21 protein-coding genes, 1 tRNA gene and 1 rRNA gene are annotated in these 24,099 nt (G+C 51.7%); 7 read left to right on the top strand and 16 right to left on the bottom strand.

Annotated features, from left to right (window positions below; translation table 11 throughout):
- Positions 1–347: 347 nt before the first annotated feature.
- Together JUF10_RS09540 and trpS are read right to left on the bottom strand one after the other, a co-directional pair.
- Positions 348–1,268, bottom strand: a complete 921-nt coding sequence (locus JUF10_RS09540; protein ID WP_203641951.1) for a Ppx/GppA family phosphatase — start codon at positions 1,266–1,268, stop codon at positions 348–350.
- A 20-nt stretch (positions 1,269–1,288) separates the two neighbouring features.
- Complete coding sequence (gene trpS / locus JUF10_RS09535) at positions 1,289–2,308, bottom strand: tryptophan--tRNA ligase (RefSeq protein ID WP_203641950.1); 1,020 nt, start codon at positions 2,306–2,308, stop codon at positions 1,289–1,291.
- A gap of 997 nt (positions 2,309–3,305) precedes the next feature.
- On the opposite strand from trpS, the gene helD reads away from it, so the two are divergent.
- Positions 3,306–5,612 carry an RNA polymerase recycling motor HelD gene (helD, locus tag JUF10_RS09530; protein WP_203641949.1) on the top strand — a complete coding sequence of 769 codons (2,307 nt, stop codon included), beginning with the start codon at positions 3,306–3,308 and terminating at the stop codon, positions 5,610–5,612.
- A 361-nt stretch (positions 5,613–5,973) separates the two neighbouring features.
- Here helD and JUF10_RS09525 read toward each other — a convergent pair whose 3' ends face one another.
- Both JUF10_RS09525 and JUF10_RS09520 read right to left on the bottom strand, forming a co-directional pair.
- Positions 5,974–6,501 carry a GNAT family N-acetyltransferase gene (locus JUF10_RS09525; RefSeq protein ID WP_203641948.1) on the bottom strand — a complete coding sequence of 176 codons (528 nt, stop codon included), beginning with the start codon at positions 6,499–6,501 and terminating at the stop codon, positions 5,974–5,976.
- A gap of 100 nt (positions 6,502–6,601) precedes the next feature.
- Positions 6,602–7,063 (bottom strand): hypothetical protein, encoded by a 462-nt coding sequence (locus JUF10_RS09520; protein ID WP_203641947.1) that lies wholly within the window; start codon positions 7,061–7,063, stop codon positions 6,602–6,604.
- A gap of 176 nt (positions 7,064–7,239) precedes the next feature.
- Here JUF10_RS09520 and JUF10_RS09515 point away from each other — a divergent pair, with 176 nt between their 5' ends.
- Positions 7,240–7,557 (top strand): hypothetical protein, encoded by a 318-nt coding sequence (locus JUF10_RS09515; protein ID WP_203641946.1) that lies wholly within the window; start codon positions 7,240–7,242, stop codon positions 7,555–7,557.
- 64 nt (positions 7,558–7,621) lie between these two features.
- Here the strand turns inward: JUF10_RS09515 and JUF10_RS09510 are convergent, their stop codons facing one another.
- The 7 genes from JUF10_RS09510 to JUF10_RS09480 all read right to left on the bottom strand — a co-directional run bounded on the left by JUF10_RS09510 (position 7,622) and on the right by JUF10_RS09480 (position 18,664).
- A complete protein-coding gene (locus JUF10_RS09510; RefSeq protein ID WP_203641945.1) occupies positions 7,622–8,611 on the bottom strand; it encodes a hypothetical protein in 990 nt (329 codons plus the stop codon).
- Positions 8,612–9,065: 454 nt separating this feature from the next.
- Positions 9,066–11,231: an amidase family protein gene (locus JUF10_RS09505; protein WP_203641944.1), complete on the bottom strand. Its 2,166-nt coding sequence runs from the start codon at positions 11,229–11,231 to the stop codon at positions 9,066–9,068.
- Positions 11,232–11,688: 457 nt separating this feature from the next.
- Positions 11,689–13,320: an ATP-binding cassette domain-containing protein gene (locus tag JUF10_RS09500; protein WP_203641943.1), complete on the bottom strand. Its 1,632-nt coding sequence runs from the start codon at positions 13,318–13,320 to the stop codon at positions 11,689–11,691.
- A 154-nt stretch (positions 13,321–13,474) separates the two neighbouring features.
- Entirely contained in the window at positions 13,475–14,647 is a 1,173-nt protein-coding gene (locus tag JUF10_RS09495) for a cation:proton antiporter (RefSeq protein WP_203641942.1), read from the bottom strand.
- A gap of 457 nt (positions 14,648–15,104) precedes the next feature.
- Positions 15,105–15,302, bottom strand: coding sequence for a hypothetical protein (locus JUF10_RS09490; RefSeq protein ID WP_203641941.1), 198 nt, complete (start codon positions 15,300–15,302; stop codon positions 15,105–15,107).
- Positions 15,303–15,891: 589 nt separating this feature from the next.
- Positions 15,892–17,226, bottom strand: a complete 1,335-nt coding sequence (locus tag JUF10_RS09485; RefSeq protein WP_203641940.1) for a dihydrolipoyl dehydrogenase family protein — start codon at positions 17,224–17,226, stop codon at positions 15,892–15,894.
- A gap of 97 nt (positions 17,227–17,323) precedes the next feature.
- A complete protein-coding gene (locus JUF10_RS09480) occupies positions 17,324–18,664 on the bottom strand; it encodes an MFS transporter (RefSeq protein WP_203641939.1) in 1,341 nt (446 codons plus the stop codon).
- 105 nt (positions 18,665–18,769) lie between these two features.
- On the opposite strand from JUF10_RS09480, the gene JUF10_RS09475 reads away from it, so the two are divergent.
- From JUF10_RS09475 to JUF10_RS09460, 4 genes are all read left to right on the top strand, one after another.
- Positions 18,770–19,660 carry a helix-turn-helix domain-containing protein gene (locus JUF10_RS09475; RefSeq protein ID WP_203641938.1) on the top strand — a complete coding sequence of 297 codons (891 nt, stop codon included), beginning with the start codon at positions 18,770–18,772 and terminating at the stop codon, positions 19,658–19,660.
- Between the two features lie 131 nt (positions 19,661–19,791).
- Positions 19,792–20,238, top strand: a complete 447-nt coding sequence (locus tag JUF10_RS09470; protein ID WP_203641937.1) for a DUF3290 domain-containing protein — start codon at positions 19,792–19,794, stop codon at positions 20,236–20,238.
- A 5-nt stretch (positions 20,239–20,243) separates the two neighbouring features.
- Positions 20,244–20,882 (top strand): DUF421 domain-containing protein, encoded by a 639-nt coding sequence (locus tag JUF10_RS09465; RefSeq protein WP_203641936.1) that lies wholly within the window; start codon positions 20,244–20,246, stop codon positions 20,880–20,882.
- Between the two features lie 67 nt (positions 20,883–20,949).
- The gene (locus tag JUF10_RS09460; RefSeq protein ID WP_203641935.1) at positions 20,950–21,465 is read left to right on the top strand and encodes an NUDIX hydrolase; all 516 of its coding nucleotides are present in this window, start codon (positions 20,950–20,952) and stop codon (positions 21,463–21,465) included.
- A 32-nt stretch (positions 21,466–21,497) separates the two neighbouring features.
- On the opposite strand, the gene JUF10_RS09455 is transcribed toward JUF10_RS09460, so the two are convergent.
- The 3 genes from JUF10_RS09455 to JUF10_RS09445 all read right to left on the bottom strand — a co-directional run bounded on the left by JUF10_RS09455 (position 21,498) and on the right by JUF10_RS09445 (position 22,853).
- A complete protein-coding gene (locus tag JUF10_RS09455; protein ID WP_203641934.1) occupies positions 21,498–21,830 on the bottom strand; it encodes a nuclear transport factor 2 family protein in 333 nt (110 codons plus the stop codon).
- A 97-nt stretch (positions 21,831–21,927) separates the two neighbouring features.
- Positions 21,928–22,185, bottom strand: a complete 258-nt coding sequence (locus tag JUF10_RS09450) for a hypothetical protein (protein WP_203641933.1) — start codon at positions 22,183–22,185, stop codon at positions 21,928–21,930.
- A gap of 5 nt (positions 22,186–22,190) precedes the next feature.
- Entirely contained in the window at positions 22,191–22,853 is a 663-nt protein-coding gene (locus tag JUF10_RS09445; RefSeq protein WP_203641932.1) for a type 1 periplasmic-binding domain-containing protein, read from the bottom strand.
- A 326-nt stretch (positions 22,854–23,179) separates the two neighbouring features.
- Here JUF10_RS09445 and JUF10_RS09440 point away from each other — a divergent pair, with 326 nt between their 5' ends.
- Positions 23,180–23,431 (top strand): hypothetical protein, encoded by a 252-nt coding sequence (locus tag JUF10_RS09440; protein ID WP_203641931.1) that lies wholly within the window; start codon positions 23,180–23,182, stop codon positions 23,429–23,431.
- A gap of 279 nt (positions 23,432–23,710) precedes the next feature.
- Here the strand turns inward: JUF10_RS09440 and JUF10_RS09435 are convergent.
- Together JUF10_RS09435 and rrf are read right to left on the bottom strand one after the other, a co-directional pair.
- A tRNA-Thr gene (locus JUF10_RS09435) sits at positions 23,711–23,783 on the bottom strand.
- A gap of 72 nt (positions 23,784–23,855) precedes the next feature.
- Positions 23,856–23,972, bottom strand: a 5S ribosomal RNA gene (gene rrf / locus JUF10_RS09430).
- Between the last annotated feature and the right edge of the window lie 127 nt (positions 23,973–24,099).

The following is a 24,099-nucleotide window of genomic DNA, read 5'->3' as shown; positions in this document are numbered from 1 at the left end:
ACCGCTTCTCAGGCTTCGGTCGGTCCCCACAGCATGGCGTCTGGCAGCCGCAGGCGAAACCCCACGGTCACTAAACAAAACCTCCAACCAACACACCACTAGGTAACGAAAGGCCACCGGAAAACCTAGTCAGCGATAACCAGTGTTGCCGGAGCCGGAGGAGGCTAGGTACGGAATCCGTGTCGGTGGTGTTAGCTAGCGTTCTTCGCTAGGTTACACCACGGGACGTCTTGGAGACTCGCATTTTGAGGCTCCAAGACGCCTCTGAAGACCGCTTCTCAGGCTTCAGAGGTCGCCCCACGGATGGAGTAACTAGCATCCGCAGGCGACCAACGGCAACACCAAGGTTACCGTTGGCTAAGGTATTCCGAGATGATGCCTTCGCGGACGCCGCTTTCGGAGAAGATGACCCTATCCGAATCCAGCATCTGCAGCAGCGTCACCAACGGTAGCATCCCGCCAATAATAATATCCGCACGCTCCGGTTCCAAACCAGAGATGCGCCGCCGTTCGGCCAACGGCACTTCCAGCAGCCGTTCAAAGGTCTTCATGACTTGACCGGTAGTTAACCGATACCCGTGGATATTTTCCACGTGCAGGATTTTCTGCTGCTGGCGATTCATCCGGGCCAATGTCCGGTTCGCACCACCCAATAAGACTAACGGCAGGTGTTTCGCATCGTTTAGCCACCAGATATCCTGGAGCCGTTCGCGCAGAAAGACCTGTGCGGAAAAGAGATCAACGGCCGTCACCTTGTCATCGAGGTGAAACTGTTCGGACAGATTGACCGCACCAAATGGCACGCTAATCAGGTTGGCATCGCGACTATTTTTCACGTGGACCAACTCACAACTAGCACCACCGGTATCCAAGAGTAAACAGTCCTTGATTTTCAACCGGTTGACGGCGCCGAGGTAGTCGTAATAGGCCTCCTGGTCGCCCGACAACACCTCAAGCTGAATATCAGTTGCTTCGGCGACACGCTTTAAGAAATCGTCGCGGTTACGGGCTTGACGCACCGCCGCCGTCGCAATCCCCCGGACAATGAGATGGGGAAGTTGTTCATAGTAGGGCCGAAACGACTTTAACGCCGCAATCGTGCGGTCCATCGCGTTCGGTTGGAGAATCTTTTCGGGACCCATGCCCTCTGACAAACGACTATCGACCTTGACCCGGTTAACTTCCCGGTAGGTGCCGTCGTCATGTAGTTCGTTGACGGCCATGCGGACCGAATTTGACCCCAAATCAACAATGGCTAAATTTTGCATTGTCTATCCCCCATTTCGACTTAGCCGAAGTAGTCCACACCAATTGCGTGGCGTACTTCATGTAAGGTCTGTGCAGCCACTTGGTTCGCGCGTTCGCTCCCCTGCTTCAAGATGTCATAAACGGCACCTTCATCGGCAGCGAACTGTTCGCGGCGTTCGCGGATCGGTTGTAATTTAGCTTGTAAAACATCGTTCAAGTACCGCTTGATTTTAACATCCCCGAGGCCACCGTGCTGGTATTGTGCCTTCAGGTCGGCAACGTGTTCCTGATCTTCGGCGAAAATGTCGAGGTACGTGAAGACCGTGTTGCCTTCGATATGACCAGGATCTTCGATGTGAATGTGTTCGGGATCGGTGTACATGGACATGATCTTCTTTTGAATCGTGTCTTCGCTGTCGCCGAGGTAAATGGCGTTGTCCAAGGACTTACTCATCTTGGCGTTGCCATCCAGGCCAGGAATCCGGCCTTGGCCCTTTGGTGGGAAGTAGCCTTCGGGTTCAACTAAAATTTCTTGACCGTAAACGTTGTTGAAGGTCCGCACGATTTCACGGGTTTGTTCCAGCATTGGTTCTTGGTCTTCACCAACGGGAACCGTGTCGGCCTTGAACGCCGTGATGTCGGCAGCTTGGCTAACTGGGTAGATGAAGAATCCAGCAGGAACACTTTCGCCAAAGGCCTTTTGTTTGATTTCAGCCTTGACCGTTGGGTTCCGGTTCAAACGAGAAACGCTGACCAAGTTCAAGTAAGCCATGGTCAATTCGCTCAGAGCTGGAATCTGGGATTGAACGAGAATCGTTGACTTGGCGGGATCGATACCGACGGCCAGGTAGTCTAAAGCAACTTGTAACAGGCTGTGGCGAATCTTTTCGGGATCCCGGGCGTTGTCAGTCAATGCTTGCGTATCGGCAATCATGATGTAGGTGTCGTAGTCACCAGTGTTCTGTAGAGCGACCCGGTTCTTCAATGACCCAACGTAATGGCCAATATGTAGCTTACCCGTTGGTCGGTCCCCAGTTAAAATAACGTGTTTTTTACTCAATATTTTTCATCCTTTCTGAAAAAGCGCCCCATTGGCCAATGCCAATAGGACGCTTATGCGCGGTACCACCTAAATTGTGACCATTTTAGCCACCACTTTTGTCGTTAACGGAGACGCCGCGATAAAATTAGTTATCGGTTAAATGAAACTGACTCGACCCATTTCGACCATAAAACCGTTTCAGCACTGCCGGCTTTTCTCTGAAATTAGCCTACTTTTTTCGAGTCCCTATTCCTTTATATTAGCGGTTTTTACGCCCGATGTAAACTGTCAGCCCCCAGAAGATTTATTTCGGTCAAAAGCGGTGGGATTGATTGACACTGCCCCCGAATATGACTAAACTTGTTAAGCAATTTAGGACTTAAAATGGCTGCGATACTGTGTGAACTGGTCGCGCTCCGGCTGCCAGGGATTCCGCCTGCTGTGAGGACGCTTCAGACTGGAAGACCACCAGTCTTCTTGCTCGCTTTTAAGCCGTGAAAAACACACGTCTTAAAAGACGCCCATAGTGGTCGCTGTCAGCGACCACTATTTCCACGGCTGGTTGCATCCCTGGCCTCCTCCGGCTCAGACTGATTTTTACTATTTCAATCGATGTAAATGTGACATTCCTATAAGGAAGGTGTCATGCTGCCATAGTATTTATGTCTTAATCTATCAGGCTTAAATCAACTTAGTAAAGCATACTGACCACTAAGCACACACAACTATGCTCGTGGCAGTAATCATAATTGACCGGCACCACACCAGCGGTCAAATTCGCACACTGTCCAAGCCGGAGGATGCCAGACAGAACGCTGTGGCAGTGATGTTAGCTAGCGTCTTTTGCTAGGTTACATCACGGGACGAGTTGAAGACTCGCGATTCTTGCGTGGCTTCAACTCGAGACCGAAGACCGCCCCACAGGCTTCGGTCGGTCCCCACAGCGTGGCGTCTGGCAGCCGCAGGCGAAACGCATCAACACACCATTTAATAATGAAAAAAGGAGGCGGTCAATTTGACCACCAGCGAACAAGCAGAGGAACAACAGCGTGTGGACCAAGTGGCCGACCAGATTGGCGAGCGGATCGACAAGACCGTCGCCGACTACACGGCCGCCCACAAAGAACTGCGCAACGTGTTAAAGAACTATAGTGAAAACACCTCGGTCAACTGGTTTGAAGTCGATGACCGAATCGAAACCAGTGCCGAACTGCAACAACAACGGGCCTTAGTCTCTCGGTTGACCGAAAATCAAAACATCATCGAGGGCCAACTAGACACCTACAAGGAACTCCAAAAGTCCCCTTACTTTGGCCGCATCGACATCCAGGATCCCGGCGAATCAAAGCCCGAATCCCTCTACATCGGGACTGCCTCGTTTGTTGACGAGGACCAGAACTTCCTGGTCTACGACTGGCGTGCCCCCGTTTCCAGCATCTACTACAACGGGGTGCTCGGCGAAGTCGCTTACAGCACACCCGCTGGCGACCAGGAAACCAACCTCTTAAAAAAACGCCAATTTTTAATTCAAGACGGCCAAATTGAAAGCATGTTCGACACCAACGAGACCGTCGGCGATGAAATGCTGCAACATGCGCTGGGCGAGCAAAACGACGCGACCATGCAAAACATCGTGTCGACCATCCAACGCGAACAAAACGATATTATTCGCGACACCAAGAGTGACTTACTGGTCGTTCAGGGGGTCGCAGGCTCCGGGAAAACGTCCGCCATTTTACAACGGATCGCCTTTCTGCTCTATCACAGCCGGCGCGACCTGGAAGCCGACCAAATCGTGCTCTTCTCGCCCAACCGGTTGTTCAGCCACTACATCAGTGACGTCCTCCCCAGTCTTGGGGAACGAAACATGCGACAAGTCACTTTGGCCGAATTTTTAACGCAACGGTTCCAAGGACTCAACGTGCAAACGCAATTTGAACGCTACGAGGAAGATCAGCAAACGCCCGTCAATTTGCCGCTTCGAAATTTCCGCGAGAGTGCCGCAATGATGACGGCCGTCAACGACTACTGTCATCAGGTATCTCCGGCTGAGTTGCAGTTCACGGACATTCGGTTTAAGGGCCGTGTCTTCTTTGATAAGGAAGAAATCCGCGACATTTATAGCCAATTCCCAGCTGCCGCGGCACCGGCCGACCGTTTTCTCCGCACGAAAAATGAACTGGAAAAACGGCTCAAGCGGCGGATTCGCGAAGAAGCCAAGGCCGACTGGGTGCGCGACACCATCGACCAGCTCAGCGACGAGGATTACCACAACCTGTTAGGTGAAAAACACCTGGGTAAGTTTGAACAGCTTGATGACGAGATCGACTACATCGCCCGGCAAATCGTCCGGCGCCGGTTGCGGCAGGTCGACGATGCTATTTACAACGGCTACTTCCTAGACGCCTACTCGCAGTACACCGCCTTTCTCAAACAGTGCCCACTGCCCGATGACGTGTCGGCTGCGGACTGGCAGACCGTCATCGACGCCTACCAACACGATATTGAATACCATAAGCTCGCGTTGACCGATGCCGCACCCCTGCTATACCTGCGCGACATTCTCGCTGGGGGTGGCGCGAACCACCGGATGCAACACCTCTTCGTCGACGAAATGCAGGACTATTCGATGGCCCAACTGATCTACCTGCAACACGCCTTTCCGCGGGCCAAGCTGACCCTGCTGGGCGACAGCGAACAGGCCCTCTTCAAGGCGGTGGAATCACCGGAATCTATTCTGAAAAAGTTGGATTCCGCGCTAAACGTCAAACGGTCCCGCCTGATCACGTTGCGGCGTTCCTACCGTTCCACGTTGCCCATCACGACATTTGCTAAGGCGCTCCTGCCCGATGGCGACCAAATCGAGGCCTTCAATCGGCCGGGCGACCTGCCTAAGGTGGTCATTCGCTACGATAACGACTCGGCTTTTAAGGCGCTCGCCCACGAACTGCAGCTAGAGCTCGCTACCAACGGGACCGTGGCGATTCTTACCAAGAGTACGGCCGAAGCCAAGTACGTTTACCAGGAACTCCACGCCGAATTCGATTTGACGCGGCTGACCGACACTGACCGCTCCCTGCCAAAAGGCATCGTCGTGTTGCCAATCTATCTGGCCAAAGGGCTGGAATTTGACAGCGTCATTGCCTACAACGTGTCCGCCGAGAACTACCCGGACGAACAGTTGACCGGGACGCTCTACACGATTGCGTCACGGGCCATGCATCACTTGACCCTATTGAGTATCGGCGCCGCCTCGCCGCTGATTGCGTCGGACAAGATTCCCCAGGCCGATTTAACAATCGAACACGAATTTCAGAATTAATCAATTGCTGTCGAGACTGTCGTTACATGTTCGCCTGCGGCTGCCAGGAATTCCGCCTGCTGTGGGGACGCTTCAGCCTGGAAGACCACCAGTCTTCTCGCTCGCTTTTAAGCCGTGAAAAACACACGTCTTAAAAGTCGCCCATAGTGGTCGCTGACAGCGACCACTATTTCCACGGCTGGCTGCATCCCTGGCCTCCTTCGGCTACGATTGTCGCTCAAAAAAATTAAAGCTGTTTCATAGCACACAAATAGCGTTGATGTTATCTAAAATTTCCAGACGACATCGACGCTTTTTTTCATCTCGTATTCAAAATATAGTCGTTGTAATCTAAACGGATTCTTAGCATTGATTCTTCTCATCATCCCCGCCACTCCTCACGCAAACAGCCATACTTGACCGAATCCCAATATTTCCCCTGCCAATAGCGAACCTGGCGAATCCGCCCCTCTTCTTGCCAGCCAATGCTTTCGGCCAGGTGACACATGCGCGTATTGCCCGACCAGGTCGTCAATCCGAGATGGGGCAGCGTTGTTTGGGACCAGACCTGCGTAATCCATTGGGTCAATGCGGCCTTGCCGATGCCTTGTTGCCACTTATTTTGGCGGTAAATGACGATACCCACTTCCAGCCACCGCCGCAGGTCGCCATCCGCGTAATGGTAAGACACGCTACCGACCATTTTCGCGTCGACCCAGATGACCCGTTGGTTTGGTTGATCGATGAATTTCGTTGGGGCAATCTTCGTTAGAAACTGCTCACGACTTGGCAGTTGGTCGTGAAAATATGGTCCATTCCACTGCGTCCAGGCGGCGTCTTCATCCCCATACGCTAGTTGCCAAAACGCTGGTGCGTCGGCCATGGTTAACGGTTTTAGTGTGACCCTCATTCGCCATCATCTCCTATTTTTAACCAGTATAGCAGGCAACGGCATCAGTGGACGCAAAAAGGACCTACACTTACCGTAAGTCCTTCTCTAACACACTATTCTATTCCAAACCCTTAGGTGTCTTCATCGTCGCAAATTTTGCGTGGCGGTCGTAGTTCCGATAGCCCTTGTAAAAATGTAGGTGGTTCTTGGTCAACTTCAGCTTGTAGCTCAACCGCTGCCCGTCGAACTGAACCTGGCTGTCCTTGGGCGAATACTGAATGCCGGATAGCCGATAAACGTGGTGGCCCAACGACTGGTATTTCAGCTTTTTCAAACCGTAGCCGGGCAACCGGTAGTAGCGATGACTGGCTTCATCCAGTGCAAACAGGTTCCCCGTGCTGATGGACTTGCTGTACGTGATGTACGCCTTGTTATCCCCGCGGCCGTTATAGATCCACGTGCGCCGCAAGGCTTTGGGTGTTCCCTGATGCCAAGTTGCGGCCTGTGCCGACGTCAAACTAGTCGCACCTAGCCCCAACGTAATCGCCGCTAAGCTCAGTAAAAAAATTGGTTTCTTCAAATCATTTTCCTCCCCAGGAAATACTGTGTTGATCTTGCTCCCCTAAAGTTACGCGACTTGGCCACAGAAATCAAGACGAACCGGCAACTCCTGGCAAATTAAGAATGGCTGACTTCAACTCCCCTATTTTCCCCGAGTCTTTCGTGCTATGCTGAGACTACCTGGGGAGGTCGCTTATGCAAATAACGAAACGTAAGTTAATCATTGAGGGGAGTCTCAATGCACTTTTATTGGTGTCACCCATCATCTTATTCATCGTGGGTGGTATCGGGATGGCCGCACACGATCCATCTCATCCCGACGTCTTAATTCTCGGCGGGAGCCTACTGATGGGCGTGCTCAGTCTGATCATGCTGGCCGTCTATGCTTTTAGTTGGCGACAACACGGCTGGCGGCAATTGTCGGTTCTGCGCCGTAGCTTGATTGTTTTTTACGGCATCTGGCTGATCATCGGTCTCTGGACTTGGCTAATGTTCCTTGGCATCATTTCTTAGTAACTATCAAGGCCCCAAGATTGGAATTTTTAGCCAATCTTGGGGCCTTTTTTACGTTTAATTTCTACTGTAAATTCTGGACATAGGTCTTTGCGGCCTGCTCATCAAACGAGTAAGCACCGTAATTGTTGCCTTCCAGCAGATCAGCGTAAGACTCCGCAATGTTGCCGAGGTTGGCGTAATACTTTTGCGTGCCGACCTTTACCGTGATTCTAAAGGTGCCGGCATCGCCGTTGACGTTATCCCGAGCCTGAAAGACCTTACCCAGCGACATTTTCAGCAGGTAACGTGTCGACTTACCGACCCGCACCCGCTTCGTGCCGAATCCCTTCAGCGGCTTAGCCAAATAGTAGGCAAACGTCGACTTGCCCCGTGTGAACTTTTTGATCTTCACGGACTGCGAAATGTTGGTGTAGTCTGGCGTGCTAGCATTGGCCGGATTCTTCGGCTTGACCATATAATTCGTGTAGACGTTCAGGTAATTATCGGCCGTGACCGTGATAAAATGACGGCTACCCTTGTCCATATCGTACTTCGACGACGAGCTGACCCGGTAAAGGTCTGGTAAATTTGAATAGGCGCCGTATGCGAATGCCGTCTTGGCAACGTGTGGTTTGAATGACTTCTGCGCCGCACTGCTGAGCTTCGCCATGGACCCGCTGTACTGCCACTTGTTGCCGATGACTTGCCAAACTTTTTTCTGATTCTTCTTTGACAAGACCGTGTTCTTAACCGCCGCCAAGCCACGGTCATCGATCTCACCCTCAACCACTGAGCCGGTGCCAATTTTGACACTCTTCTTGCGGTTTTCATTGGCCACGTTCAGTGAACTCCCCAACGTAAAGACATCAGGTGCTAAGCTTCCGGCCACCGTCCGACTATCACTGCTCCGCGTCAACATCGGCAGATTCCGTATCCCGACCTTATCAAATTCACTGGTAATTTTCTTGCTGGTAGCGCTGGTGCTGGCTGATGCATTGGTCACAGCCAAGCCGCCAACGACAGTCCCCAGTAACATCAGCATGGTCGTTCCCTTAATCCCCATTTTTAACAATCCAATTGCCCCCTAATTTATTCACCTGATTATTATAACGCTACCCAACACGCAATAAAAACCACCCCATTATTCAACGAGGTGGTCGACTTTAACTTGTTTTACTTTTGACTTCTAGCAATACCTATCAAACGACAAATTCTCTACTGATTCCCTTTACCGGCTAATAGATACATCAATAGACTAGTTATGAGCTAAATTTAACCCCAAGGATCATTGACGAATTCAGCGTTTTTCACGAAAGAGATCAATCAGAGCCGGAGGAGGACAGGGATGTAGCCAGCCGTGATAATGGCGTTAGTCGGGGTTTCTTCCCGACTTACGGCATGGGACGACCTTGAAGACGTGTGGTATTCGCGGCTTCAAGGCGAGCCGGAAGCCCGCCTTTTGGCTGCAGGCGGTCCCCACAGCAGGCGGAATCCCTGGCAGCCGCAGTGCGACCAGCTAACACAACTTATCTTTTACTTTGAATCACGAACTGCTTATTAGCCGTGATGAACTGGCCGTTGGTGAGCTCTAGCCGGGCGATTTGACCGTGGACGCGAATGGCCTTGATCTTCAAAACTTGCCCCTTCTTGATCAACCGAACCCGTTGACTGGACTTAAAGGCCATCTGCTTGTAACTGTAGATACCGTGTTGCCCGATGACCCGGACACGCTTAGGGTTCTGCAGGTAGTATAGTGAGGCCACAAACTTCGCGTTGGCCGTAATGTAGCCGCCCTTAACGCGGTAACGTAGCGCACCGTTCTTGGTAAAGGCCGCGCCAAGTGTCTTAAACGTTCGGCTATGAGTCCGCGACTTGGCCGCGTAATGGTGAACGCGCTGAGTCAGATTGACATCCTTATACAGATTCAACGCACCCTTGGCGTAAACGACCTTTGGCGCCTGCGCAACGACCGGTGTGACTGGCTTTGTTGGCTTGGATTCTGACGTTGCTGGTGTCGACTCACTTGACGCTGACGTCTCAGGCGTTGTTGGCGCCGTCGTGGTTCCGGTCGTATTGCCGTTCGTGTTTCCATTTGTCGACTGACTATCCAAGAACTTCAACTGGTTCTTGCTTTCGAAGAGGTCCCCCATCGCTAACAACAGGCGGTCCTGATTTTTGGCGGCTTCTAACTGAATCCCCAGTGGCATCCGGCTGGCGCTCACGTACGTTGGCAAACTGATAGCCGGTTCGCCGGTCACGTTGGCCAGTTGAGTAAACGGTGTCTTGCTCAGCCCGTGTAACCAGGCGTCATAGATCAACTGCATCTGGTCCTTACTATCCAATGACGCAATGTCACGCAGCTTCTTAACGTACTCTGGCAAATAAGCCGGATCTGTATTGCTTGGCGCCGTGGTGGCCGTTGTTGGCGTGAGGTACAGCCCGTACTTCTGGTGAAAATCAGCCATCTGTTGCTTAGCCGTGGCGACCATGCTGACGTAACTGGCCTGATCTGGCGCGGTCAATTTTTGGCTGGCTTTAAATAGGGCATAAGTCATGATACTGCCGTCATCGGGTAACAGGTCACGTTTATAAGCTGACCTGGCAAAAGTGTTAGCCGCAGCTCCACTAGACGTTGCGCCCTTGTAGTAAGCCTGCATCAAGGCCTTGCCATCGACCGGACTGTCGACCTGCTTGACGTTGAAGCCCTGACTCTTCAGGAAGGACACGGCCTGATTGACCGCACTCACAGCATCCTGACTGACCGGCGTGCCCACGGGTGACTTGGTCGAGTAGGCGATGGCCACCGACTTCAGGTCCGTTGGGGCAGCCTCGGCGGTGACTTTACCGCTCAGCATGTTGTCAAATAACGTCTGGGTATCCGCCATGCTCTTGGTCTCGGCGAAGCTCGCCATGGTGCTGGTGGCACTATCGCCCTTGATCATCCCCGCGGAGGGCTTCAGGCCGATCACTCCGGACCATGACGCCGGAATCCGCAGCGACCCACCGGCATCGTTCCCGGTGGCAACTGGAACCATATTGTCGGCAACACTTGCCGCCGCACCCCCGGAAGACCCACCGGGATTATCAGCGGTGTTCCACGGATTGCTGGCCGCGCCATAGAGCTTAGAAGTCGTGATGTTGGTCAACCCCAACTCAGGATAGTTCGTTTGCCCAATGACGACGAACCCAAGGCTCTGTAGTTGGGCCACAAACGGTTTGGTATACGACGCGATTCGCGTGCTGGAGTATGGCAGGCCCTGCGTCGCCGACTCGCCTTTCAACTCTTGGGCTAAGCCTTTGATCAAAATGGGCACGCCATAGAACGGCTGGCCGGTATCCTTCATGGCCGCGGCCTCGTCCAGCGCCTTATCCTCACGCATGGTGATCACGGCATTCAACTGCGGATTATCCCGCTTGACCTTGGTCATCGCCAGCTGAATCAGCTGTTGGCTGGTGACTTTGCCGTCCCGCACCATCTGCGCGAGTTGAGTCGCCGTGGCGTGTTCATACTGCGACAGCGTTAACGGATTGGCCGTGGCCGTTGTCGTGACGGTGGTAGGACTGCTGGTACTATGTACACTAGTCTCACTGGCGGTCACACCGGTAACGGCGCCACCCACGATGGTTGCGGCCACCACAGCCGCTAACAGCGTTTTAGTTTTCAACCAGTGACTAAACTTGATTTGCTTCATCCAAAATTCCTCCAACCTTTTCCAACCTAATTTGTGTTCCACAGCTGGCATAGTAACTATGGCTCTCTTCTCAAACAGCATAGTAACCACACTATTACTGTTATTTACCATTTGCTAACGACTTATACCTCGCAAAACACAACCTCATGTTCCATAATACAGGTTTTTCGTGTGGATGAAAACGCTTATTTACCGGTTTCAATAACCATCTAGTTATCAGAATTATACGTAATTTATTTAAATAACTGTTTGCATCCCGCAGGTAGTCGACCACTCCCCCCATTTAAAACTATCTCAACCCTTGGATTAATGATGACAGCGACGTTCACGTATTCATTTATGGTTTTCATTAATTTAAGCTTATTTTGGAAGGCAAATTACCAATTCTATATAAAAAAATCGGTGACCTCCCCATCTCGCCTTTGTCAGGTTCGCTTGGTCTGCCATCGATTACGTCTTATTTTCCGTTAAGTTCCGCAAACTGAATCGTCTCATCAAACAACGCTTGAGTCTCCGCATGCGGCGTGTGACTGATCATGATCAACGTCAGTGTCGGATTCTCCAGCAAGTCGCGTTCGATCTTGACGGCGTTGGCGGTGTCGACCGCCGATGTCCCTTCGTCCAACAGAATCACGCCCACATGCCGCAGCAGGCCCCGCGCTAACGCCAACCGTTGGAGCTGACCCCCAGACAAGTCGCTGCCACCATCGCCGACGCTTTGGTCCAGGAAGGTTTCAGCGTGCTCCCGGTCCGGACACAATTTTGTAGCCAACAAGACCGCCACGAGTTCGTCATCCCGATAGTCATCGGCCAACTGTAAGTTTTCCCGCACCGTGGTCGTCAAGGCTTGCGGACGTTGGTCTAAATACAGCAGCTGCTGTCCCAACTGATTTGCCGAGTAGTCTCTAAGCGACTTTCCCGCCAGCCGAATCTCACCGGTATAGTTGGTCAGGTAGCCAGTCAACACCTTTAGAAAGGTCGATTTACCACCACCACTTTCGCCCAGGATCAGATACTTCTTGCCCTGCTCAAAATTGTAGCTCACGTGCCGCAAAATAAGTTGGTCAGCGTGATAGCCAAAACTCAAGTCGCGGACCTGAATCATGTCCGGCACCACGGCGGTTGTGGCGACCGCCATTTCTGCCGTCTCAGTTGTTGCTGGAAACTTCTCACGCTCCAGCTCAAATTTTTCAAAAATGGGCGCCACGCCCCGAATCATCCCCAGATAAGTGCTCATGTTGCCGAGATTATTGAAAATGTTCCCCGACAGGCTGCTGACAGCACTCAGCGTCCCAATCGAAACCAATTTCATCATGGCCAGGATTCCCGTCAGCCCCATCAACATGACCTGAGAAATGACGTTGCCAAGGAACCCCACGACCTGCACGCTACTCTGCGCGCGCCGTTGGTTGACGTAGGACTGTTTAAGCGATTGGGATGCCGAAACAATGCCTTGCTTCAGTAACCGTAACGCCTGAAATGCGTAGAGCAGGTTGAACACCCCCATCACGTCTTGCGTCCGGTTAACGAAGGCCTCATTTTGATGGGTTAGCTGCGTGTTAGCCTGCATGATGCGTTTATCGAAAATCTTGGGCGCCATGATGATCAGTCCGGCTAAAATCAGCGCCGACAACGCCAAGCTCCAATGGTAAGCAATCAGTGTGAACAGCGCAAAGACCGTTCCAAAGATGCCCTGAACGACAATGAAAAAGCTCTGGAGCCCCTGCACGTTGATGGTCTGGATATCGTTATTGACCCAGGACTCATAGACCCCCATCGCCCGCGAATTGTAGGATTCGTAGTCCTTAGCGATCAAAATATCGGCCAGATCTTGCCGAATGGAAATGTCGATGTTCTGAATGACCTTTTCCTGATAGATGGATGCCCCATAATTCAGGGCGGCAATCACCATCCAATCCAGCATCAGTAGCCCAACCGCCAGCAAAAACGATTTCAATTGGCTTTTGATCAGCGCGTTCAACAGATTGGCGCTGAGGACTGACCCCAAGACCGTCAATGCCTCGATCACCATTAACAGGAACGTCTCAATTCCTACTTCGCCGCGATGCTGAAGAATATATTTGCGCACGCTTTTCGCCACACTTTCTCATCTTAAATATCGCAATAATTACAATGCTCTCATATTAATGATTACACTCTAATTTTTTTGCAATAAAAATCAACGGAAGGTCCTTATAAAAAGAAGGTTCGCCAAATTAGCGAACCTTCTCTCAACTTCAATTTTATTCAGTAGCTGCTTGGGGCATGGCTTTCAGCGCCTGTTTCAACACCAACGGCGCAATGATTGTGGCCAAGACGATGACCAAAATCATGGCGGAATAGTCCGCCCCGCCGAGCAGACCGGCTTGATGCCCAATCTGCGCGGTAATCAGCCCCATCTCGCCCCGAGCGATCATGCCAGTGCCAATCACGGTGCTACTTTTCAGATCAAAGCCGCTCAACCGCGCGCCCAAGCCACAGCCCAGCAATTTTGCCAGGCAGGCCAGCACCGTTAAGCCCACGATGATGCCGAGGTTGTCCGCCAAGTGGTCTAGCGTCATGTTCAGCCCGACACTCACGAAGAAGACGGGGATAAAGATAGCGTTACCCAACGGCTCCACGTGGTCGGCCAACACGGCCCGATACGGCGTGTGCGCCACGGCGATGCCGGCAAAGAAGGCGCCAATCGCCCCACTCAAGCCGACAATGTCCGCCAGCCACGCCATGCTCAAGCAGATGACCATCGACATGATGGTCACGCTGGACGCCATGACCAGCCGTTCGCTCAGATGCATCAGGTACGGTGCAATCCATTTGACCACGATGTAGGTCCCGCCGAAGAAGGCAACCTGTTCAAGCAAGACCAGGCCGAGCGCCGGTTGACTGCCCGCGGCCTGAATCCCTTGGCTCGCCAGCAAGCTGATCATCAGCGACAACAGGATGACCCCCATGATATCGTCGGCCACCGCGGCACCTAGAATCGTCGCGCCCTCACGCGTAGAGAGCGCATGATACTCCTTCAAGACGGCCACGGAAATAGAGACCGACGTCGCCGAGAAGATGACGCCGATAAACAGTGCCTCGAGCGGCGTGAAGCCCCACCACCAGGAGGCCAGGCCCATCATGACAATGGGGAAGATCACCCCGGAAGTTGCGACCACAATGGCCGGCTTCAGGTACTTCATTAAGAGTTTTAAATTACTTTCGAGTCCGCCCAAGAACATCAGGATCACGACCCCAATGTCGGCGAACAGACTGACTAGACTGTTGAGCTGGACCCAGTTGAGCAGGGCCGGCCCAATGATAATGCCAATCAGTAGCTCACCAATCACGGCCGGAACGCCCAGCCGGTTGGCAAAGTTTCCCGCCAGCGTCGTCAGTACCAGAATCAAACAAAGTGTTCCCAAAAAAGCCACGCGGACTCCTCCTTTAGAAAATATTAATAGTCCCATGATACGCCAAATTCCGGGAACAATCACTAGTGGTTTTCGGAAAGTACCGCCTGCGGCTGCCGGGGATTCCGCCTGCTATGGGGAACGCCTCCAGCCAAAGATCAGACTTCCGGCTCGCCTGAAAGCCACGAAGAACGCGTGTCTCTCAGGTCGTCCCACGCTGTAAGCCGGGACAGAACCCCGGCAAACACCGTCGACACAGCTGGCTGCATCCCTGGCCTCCTCCGGCTACGGTCCTTTTTCAATACTGCTGATGACATATCCCGTTACGTTTCCCTACTGTGACTGGTCATTACAACTCACAAGCAATGCCGCTAAATTCCCTGTAAAGAATGTCTTCTCAATTCAAAAAACGGCTAGTCCACTGACCCCAGTGTCCTAGTCGCTACAGAACTCCGCTAATTTCAATTTCGTTCAACCCCTACTCCCCATCCTTCGCCTGAATCAGCGCGCGGAGCATGGCAATCAATCCCCAAGCGATGGCGATAATGTTAATCGTGAAGTCCCCCAAATCCTCATGCGGGTAAGCCATCAGCCACTTTGCCGCGGGTAAAAACAGAAAAAGTCCCAGCCAAAACGAAAACGTGCCGTAGAAATGCTTGCAGAATTTAATTCCCATAACGCTCTCCCCCATTCGCGGTATCTGCCAGTTCAGCTACAACTTAACACGCGCATGTAAAGAGTCCGTGTACAAGAATCATTTTCAACCGGATTGAACGGGCGACTTAACAATCTCTGTCGTGGAAAAATTGAAATGCCCCCACAATCCCCTTAACAGCGAAAAAGTGTCTGACCATCATCAATGAAGCGATGATATCAGACACTTTGCAAAAATGATTTAAGAAGCTAATTTTATTAAGTAAAGTCTCACTTCAACCCTACACACACGGCCTAAACACGTCAACTCCAATTGACCACAGTCCCCGTCTGTCGAAGGCGACCACAGTGGACAATGACATCAACCCTCTCTGCCTAATCATGCCGATGCTACAACTGAAATCAATTTAGCCGGAGGAGGCCAGGGATGTAGCCAGCCGTGCAAATGGTGTTAGTCGGGGTCCTTTCCCGACTTACAGCATGGGACGACCTTGGAGACGTGTGTTTTTCACGGCTTCAAGGCGAGCCGGAAGCCCGTACTTTGGCTGCAGGCGTTCCCCACAGCAGGTGGAATCCCTGGCAGCCGCAGTGCGGCCAATTTTGCCCAATTTCTAGTTGAAGTAAGTGAGGTCTGAGGCCAGGGTTGGGTAGGCCATGATGGTGGCGTTGATATCGTCCATGCCGAGCTGGTTACTGATGACGAAGTCCAGGTAATTGATCACCTGTTCCGCCTCACTGCTCAAGACTGCGGCCCCAACGATCTTGTTGGCCGCCTTATCGACGACCACCTTGATACGCGCGTGCGGGTCTTGAATCCGTTGGTAACTGTACCAATGTGTCAAATCCAAGTCGTTGATCATGTATTTTTCCGGCTGAGATTCCGCTTGAACGGTTGGGACGCCTAGCTGGGCCAGTTGCGTCTTGCCATAGACCACCGCTGGAATCACCGGATACTGAATGGCTGGTGAGTCACAAGTCGTCAGTGTTTCCGTCAAGTAGCGCCCTTCAAATCCGGCTACCGGTGTCAGCTTGGGTTGTGGCCGGTCGACCACGTCCCCCAACGCAAAGATATGATGATTGGAAGACTGTAGCCGACCGTTGACCGTGATGCCATGAGCAGTCGTTGCCACGTCAACGCGGTCCAAGTGCAGGTCCGCCAAGACCGGTGTCCGACCAGCCGTTGCAAAAGCTAAGCCCGTCGTCCACGTTTCGCCGGTCGCTGTGGTCACTTGATACTGATCATCAGCTGGTGCCACGGCCGTGATGTCCGTGTCCAACTTAATGTCCACACCATTTTCCCGTAACCGGTCGAGCAAGTCGTTGACCAAGTCCTGGTCAAACGCCCGCAGTGGCCGCGTGTTGTGATGGACCAAATGGACGCGACTCCCCGCCGCATTGGCGATTGCTGCCAATTCAACGCCCACGAAGCCGGCACCCATCAGGGTAATGTCTTGCGGAAGCTTGTCGAGGTCAAGGAAGTCATTGCTGGTTCGGAGCCACTCCTGCCCGTCGATCTTGGGTAAACGGGGCTCCTGGCCGGTCGCAATGATCCAGTTGGCCGCGTTCAGTTGCTCACCCCCGACGGTCAACGTGCCGTCGTCATTAAAGCTCGCGGTGCCGTGAAAATTAGCAATACCGGCCGCTTCAAGCCCACCTTGCGTGCCACTTGGAATCTTTTCCGTGTAAGCCCGTTTAGCGGCCATCAGCGCCGACCAATCAATTTGGGGAATCCCTGTCAAGCCATGGCCCTGCAACGCCTCACTGTGGCCCTGAGCCTCCACAGCGGCCATTAGAATTTTCTTGGGATCACAACCGCGGTTCGGACACGTGCCGCCCCAAAGGTCCTTTTCGACCACGGCCACGTTCATCCCCCGCGCATGGAGCCCGTAAGCAGCCGCTAAGCCGCCAGGACCCCCACCGATGATGCCGATATCAAACGCTTGCATATATTGACCCTCCCTTTCCGTGTGAAATGGGTCGCACGTCAATTGGCGACTAACCATTCGCTGAGTACGCCTTTGATTCTAGCACGGAAAGCTCGAATCAATCGTCAATTTGTTTGCCAGTCGCTAATTTCTGCTGCACACGGAGAAGGTTAAAGCCGATGTAGACCAGCACCACGATCCCGGTCATCGCGTAAACGGGGCCGGCAGAAACGTGCTGGAAGAAGATACTGTAAAACGCGGTACCCACGGGAACTGCCAGCTGCATCAACGTGCCAAACGTGGAGCCGACCCGGCCAAGTAATTCGGTCGGCACGGTCATTTGCATGTAGACAGACATTGGTGTATTGACGAAGGCCAGCGTCAGCCCGACCAACACGGCCCAAATGACCAAGATCAGCACCAATTGAGTGTCGGGCAAGGTGCTCATGAAGAGGATTCCCAGGGCAAAGATCGCCCCGCCGACCACCAGCGACAACCGCAGAATCGTCAGCAGGACCCGTTTGAACGTTGGGAGCATTGACAAGATGAGATTGCCAATTAAAATACCGGCGGCAAATCCACTCATGACCACACTCAGACTGGCGTTGCTCATGTGCCGGGTCTGCACGATGGCGTATGGCAAGCCCACGTCGACCGAGCTAAACAGAAAATTCAGGAAGACACCTATGACAACTACGGAGCGGAGCGTAAAGCGATTCCAGATGTACTGGAGGCCAACTTTGAATAGCTGCCATTGCGTTTGCGCAGGCTCTGAGTCAGTCGTTGCAGTTTCCGTTGGAGCCGCCTGATCTGCCTCACTCATTTGATTGCTATCAGCGGCAACACTAGTTTCAGCCGGTTCGGCAGCCTTCAGCGGATGGAACCGCATGGACAACGTAATCAGCCAAACGATACTTTCGGCAGCGATTTCGACCCGCACGATGCCGTCGAAACCGATCATGCCGTACAACGCAGCGGCTAACACTGGTGAGATCAGCTGAATGCCGGCAGTTGCGGCCTGTTCGATGGTCGCCAGCGTCTTGATATGGTTGTCATTGACCAACTCGTGAATCGACGCAGTGAACCCGGTATTGGTGACCTTGTCGCAACAAGCAATGAACGTGATCACTAAAATGGCCAACAACATTTGATTGGCGACGCGGTCGGCCAAGAGTGCGTAGACAATGTACGCACCAATGTCCAAGGCCTTACTGGTCAAAATCAACGGCTTGTGATGGCCACGGTCGATCAGGTTGCCCACGGGCATCATCAGTAAGAGCCCCACAATGGGATAGATGATTGCTCCCAACCCAAAACTCAACGCGGAATGGGTCGTGTGTAGGAGCATCAGCCCCAGGGCAAAGCCAAAGGTGTCACCGCCTAAGGTACTGATAATATCGCTACTGGCTGCCCGAACGATTTGAATCACGGACTGACGATTGGTAATTTGAACTTCCATGACGGTTCCCCCTCTAAGTTATTAATCTAATTCTAATTGATTTCTCATCGAAAGTTCCGTATAATATGGGGCAAATTTGCCACATCACTTAGGGGGCCATTTCTCATGGAAGAACTCGGAACGACGATCAAACAAATCCGGCAGGCGAAGGGGCTGACGCAAAAAGAGGTCTATGCAGGCATCGTCTCACGCTCGTTTGCGACCCGCCTGGAAAATGGCGATCACGATATCACGGCGACCAAGCTCTTCGACATTTTAGAGCGACTGGGCGTGACCGCGAACGAATTTCGCTTTATTCAAAATGACTACCGACCAGACGACGGCGAAAATCTGCGCAGCCAGGTCATGTTGGCGTACGACCAGCAGAACTTTCCTCAGCTCAGTCACCTGGCGCAACGTTATGGTCAAAGTAAGAACCCGGCTGAGCGACGAATGGCAACGATTGCGGCGGTCCTTTTGACGGCTTACAGCCACCGCCACGCCACGTTGACCCCTGACATGGAGCGGTTGTGGCAACAGATTATGTACACGAAGTCCTGGACGCTGCAGGAGATTCGGATGGGCCCAATTTTGATGGCACTGATTGGCTTCAAGGACGCGACCATTCCGGAAACGATTCGAAAGATGCATCAAAGCTGTGACCGTTACGTGTCCGAGTCGGCGGACCCCTTTCACGTCATGGACCTGCGGCTTTCCTTCGACCTAGTGGCGCTGCAGGTCCTCCTGAGTCATAAAGATTACGATCAGGCGCGTGAGTTCAAGACCGAGCTGATGGGTGGCCATCTCGAACACCTGACCAGTGAGGGCAACCTGACGCTCCAACTGTGCCTGTGTATCTGGACCTGGTTCTTTGGCGACTCCTCGACCGCAGACCAACAGGCGAACTTGCTGCGGCAACTAAAAGTGGCACGGATTGACCCGGGGATTCACGCCATACTGGCCTCCTGGCAGCAAGAGGCGAAACGTTATCATCTCGAACTGGATAATAAGGGATAGCAACTGTTGGCCTTGGCGCCAGGAATGGGCTGGAACGGTAAGGCGCTGACTTTCTCTACAATCGTCGTGCAGACAGGTCACACGACGATTGTGATAAAATAAACCTCAGAAACTATTTGAGGGGGCAGTCGATGACTTTCTATACTTATGGTTACCTGACACAACATCACAATACCTGGCAGTACGCGCGGATTGGCTTAATTATCGCCTTACTAGCCGTATTTATCGGATTATTCGTTTACTATCTGCGTCACCGGTGGAACGTGAAATATAAGGATCTCAGTATTATTAGTGGAACGTTACTCCTCCTGGTCCTGGGCTTTCAGATCAATAGCCTGGTCTCGTTGCGCTCGGCCACGGAACAGACGGGGGAGATTACGGCTACCGTGAAACAGGTTGCTAAGCAGCTCGCCGTCAAGCCGACCGAGTTAGCGGTCAATGCCACCACGACTAATACGAACCTCCTCTTTAAGACGCCTAAGGGCTACTACCGTCTGGACTATAACTCGGACGGTTCGGCCTACGTTTTGGAGAAAGTTAACTTACATCACCCGAAAATCACGCTTACAAAGGAGTAGCAGATATGTTTGTCTATTCAGATGTTGCCATTAAATTGCTCGTCGGTTTTATTTTTATGACCTTGCTGATCAACTTCTCCGGCAAGGGAAATCTCGCCCCAACATCGGCTATCGACCAGGTCCAGAACTACGTCTTAGGGGGCATCGTCGGCGGGGTCATCTACAACTCGGCTGTCACTCTGATTCAATTTGTCATCGTCCTCTTGATCTGGTCGCTGCTGATTCTGGTGACCCGCTACCTGAAAATTCACGTGCGGACGGTCGGCAAGTTCATCGACGGCGGCCCCATTACGGTCATTCGTAACGGTGAATTGCTGGTCCATAACTGTCTGAAGGCCAATTTATCGGCCAAAGAAATCGACTTCAAACTGCGAACCGCTGGCGTCTATCAGATCAACGAGGTCAAACGGGCCATCGTCGAACAGAATGGGAGCTTGACCGTTCTGCGTCAAGGCGAGGGCTCCATCCGCTACCCAGTAATCGTCGATGGTCAAATCGATTATGATGTGCTGGAACTCATGGATCACGATGAAGACTGGCTACTCACCCAGCTCAAGCAACACGGTGTGGCGAACATCCGCGACGTTTACATGGCGAAATACGAAAATCATCAGTTTGAAATCACCCGTTATGACGCAGCATAAAATGATTTATCCCCACAACTACTCGCTACAGAAGTGATACACTAAATTCAAGAAAGGTGGTGGCCACATGGCTGCAGATCGATTAGCGGAACATTGGGATATTTATAATCGGCAACTACAAGTGATTGGTCACCGGCAACGCAAGGAGACCTTGCATCCCGGCGAATATCATCTGGTCGTTAGCGCGTTCATTTTTCATCCGGATGGTCAGGTCCTCCTCCAGCAACGGACAGCGGATAAGCTGAACTTCCCTAGTTGTTGGGATTGTTCGGTTGGCGGGTCCGTCGTCGCTGGCGAGACCATCGAAACGGGGATGCACCGCGAAATGCACGAAGAATTAGGCTTAGACCTGCCAGTGGCCGCCACGGATAACTATTTATTGCGTACCTACAGTCACTGGATCGAAGCATGGTTCGCATTTGAAACACTCACGCCATTGGACAGCCTCACTCTCCAACGGTCGGAGGTTCAGCGCGCGGCCTTCTTCTCCCCAGCCGTGGCCCATGAGCACCTGAAACAAATCGGCTTCAATGCCTACTCACTGGAACTTCGCCGCGCGTGGGAACATCTTAATCAAAAATAGACGACAGCCGTGATGGCATGTCGTCCATTTTTTTAATCTGGTAAAATTTCAACGCGAGCCAACAGATCATTGGCCAGTGTCATCCGGAAGGGACTTGATCCGTTGAAGCCTTGTCCACTGACCTGTAGTTGTACGGTCCAGGTCTGCGCGTCGTCTTGCGTGAAGTCTTCTAGTTCAAAGTACGATTGCTTGCCAATGTTATCCGTTTGATTCCATTTGGCAATCTCAGCGACTCCCTGGTAGGTGGTTCCCCAGTCGTCGAGCACGGCATCCGGCGTAAACTGAGCGATAAAATGTTCTGAATCCGCCTCATTCGTGGTCGCGATAAAATTCGTAATTGCAGTAGGTAATAGCAAGTCATCCATGGTAGTTGCACTCCTTCAGGTCCTAAATTAGGTTTAGTATGCCTGTTTTACAGCGCGCTGACAAGTAAAAAGGACCGAAACAATGTCCGGTCCACGCTTATTTATGATGACGATTTAACGCCCAACTGAGGCCAATCGCGCCAACCAGCGTCGCTCCCAGCCAAGCTAATTCAACGGCTTGGCGACGACTGGATTGATGTCCCGATTGTTGAATACTTGTGGTGATTCCCCGTTGGTTCCCCCGTATTGTATCTGTTTGCGCTGATTGGGCGGCAAAGGCTAACGTGCCCCCACTCCAGAGTAAGGTCAAGCTCAGCGTTAATGCAATCAACCATTTCATCATCATTTTAGTCATTAATACTATGCCCGATTCCGGCGACGTGAAACTCGCCAACTAGTCAGCGTCAACGCGGCCATCAAAGCGCCCAACCAAGATAACTTGGAACGCGCTTCATCGGTTTGTGGCAAAATTTCACTGTCACTGCGCGTCGTGCCAATGGTGTTCCCATCTGCATCATAAACGTTCGTCGTCACGCCAACAGAACCATTGTTAGCCCGCGTGGTACCAACGACTTTCCCGTCAGTCCCATAGACTTTGTCAGATCCGTCAACATCGCGAGTGGTCCCAATGACCTTGCCGTTCTTCCCATAGACTTTTCCAGATTCATCAGCATCACGAGTTGTCCCAATAACTTTACCGTCTTTTCCGTAAACTTTTCCAGACGCATCGGCATCACGAGTTGTCCCGATAACCTTACCGTTCTTCCCGTAAACTTTTCCAGACACATCGGCATCACGAGTTGTCCCGATAACCTTACCGTTCTTCCCATAAACTTTCTCCGATCCGTCAACGTCACGGGTCGTTCCAATTACCTTACCGTCATTTCCGTAGACGTTCGTCGTGACCTTGCCAGATTCGCTACTAGATGACTGTGTCGCTGCGTAACTCGTTTGCGTCCCCCAGAGTCCCATTCCCATTAAAGTCAGGGCAATGGCAACGCCAGCACGGTTCAGCTTCTTCATAATATTTCTCCTCCACCTCTGAACTATGTTTTTAACATGTCATATACTATCAAATATTCACCGTGATTTCCATAAAAATGGGTATCCATGTTCAAAACAGGAAAGTATAGCGGTTAAGTCTGAGTTTGATAACTGTTTTCTTGAAAATATGTTTGAGATATTCATTAACAATATTAATCTATTGCGGTTAAAGATTGGATTAAAATCGACTACAAATTCGATTATCTTCTTTAGTTACCGCAAACGTTTGATTGCTAAATTTATAGAAAAAGGTCTTGCATTTCAGAACGTGTGTTCGTATAATATAACTTACAGAGGTGATGACCATGAAACAACAAGCTTTAACCGGCAGTATTATTAGTGATCCGAAAGTTTTAAAGATGGCGCCAATCCTGCTTTTCGTTAAAATTGCTGACGCTCGTAGCGGCCAATTGATTAACTGTCTCGTTCATAAGCATGGTCTGAACTTCCTTTATCAGGCTACGCTAGGCAGTCAGATTGCCGTCTACGGTCACTACAATCAGCGTAAACAGTTCGTCATTGACAAGTTCATGATCAATACGCAGCTATCCGCGTAATAACTTCGATATTAAATAGTAGTAGCCCACAAAATCAACATCAGATTTTGTGGGCTACTTTTCTAGGCCTGATTTTTCGGTTGTCACTCGGCAGAACGTGAAGTTGCGTGAGCTATCTTTAGTCCGCTTGCGTTCAACCAATTTTATTATCGCGCAAAATGTGCGCAAACTCTTTTTAAATATTCCCTTTCTGTCTGTATCTAGCAAAAAAAGAATCCTACTAGAATGCTTGTCTAGCGGGATTCCTTTATCAAGAAACAATAACTCTCTGTAATGGTAAGCCGCTTATTGGATTTGAACCAACGACCTCTTCCTTACCATGGAAACGCTCTACCTTCTGAGCTAAAGCGGCATACTATCATTATCACCGTTTTTCATAATAATGACAATAAAAAAAGAACCCAATCACTGGGTTCCTTCGTTCGCGTGGCAACGTCCTATCCTCGCAGGGGGCGATCCCCCAACTACTATCGGCGTGCTAAAGCTTAACTTCCGTGTTCGGCATGGGAACGGGTGTATCCTTTAGGCTATCGCCACCACACTATAAGAGAACTTCTTCCCTCAAAACTAGATATTATTCAATTATTTTCTTTTGAGAACACCACGTTTTACAACTTGGTTAAGTCCTCGACCGATTAGTACTGGTCCGCTCCACGCCTCACGGCGCT

It is taken from the genome of Levilactobacillus andaensis (assembly GCF_016861695.1).
Classification (GTDB): domain Bacteria; phylum Bacillota; class Bacilli; order Lactobacillales; family Lactobacillaceae; genus Levilactobacillus; species Levilactobacillus andaensis.
Note: the sequence above shows the minus strand (reverse complement) of the source record. Positions and strands in the feature narration are given on the sequence as shown.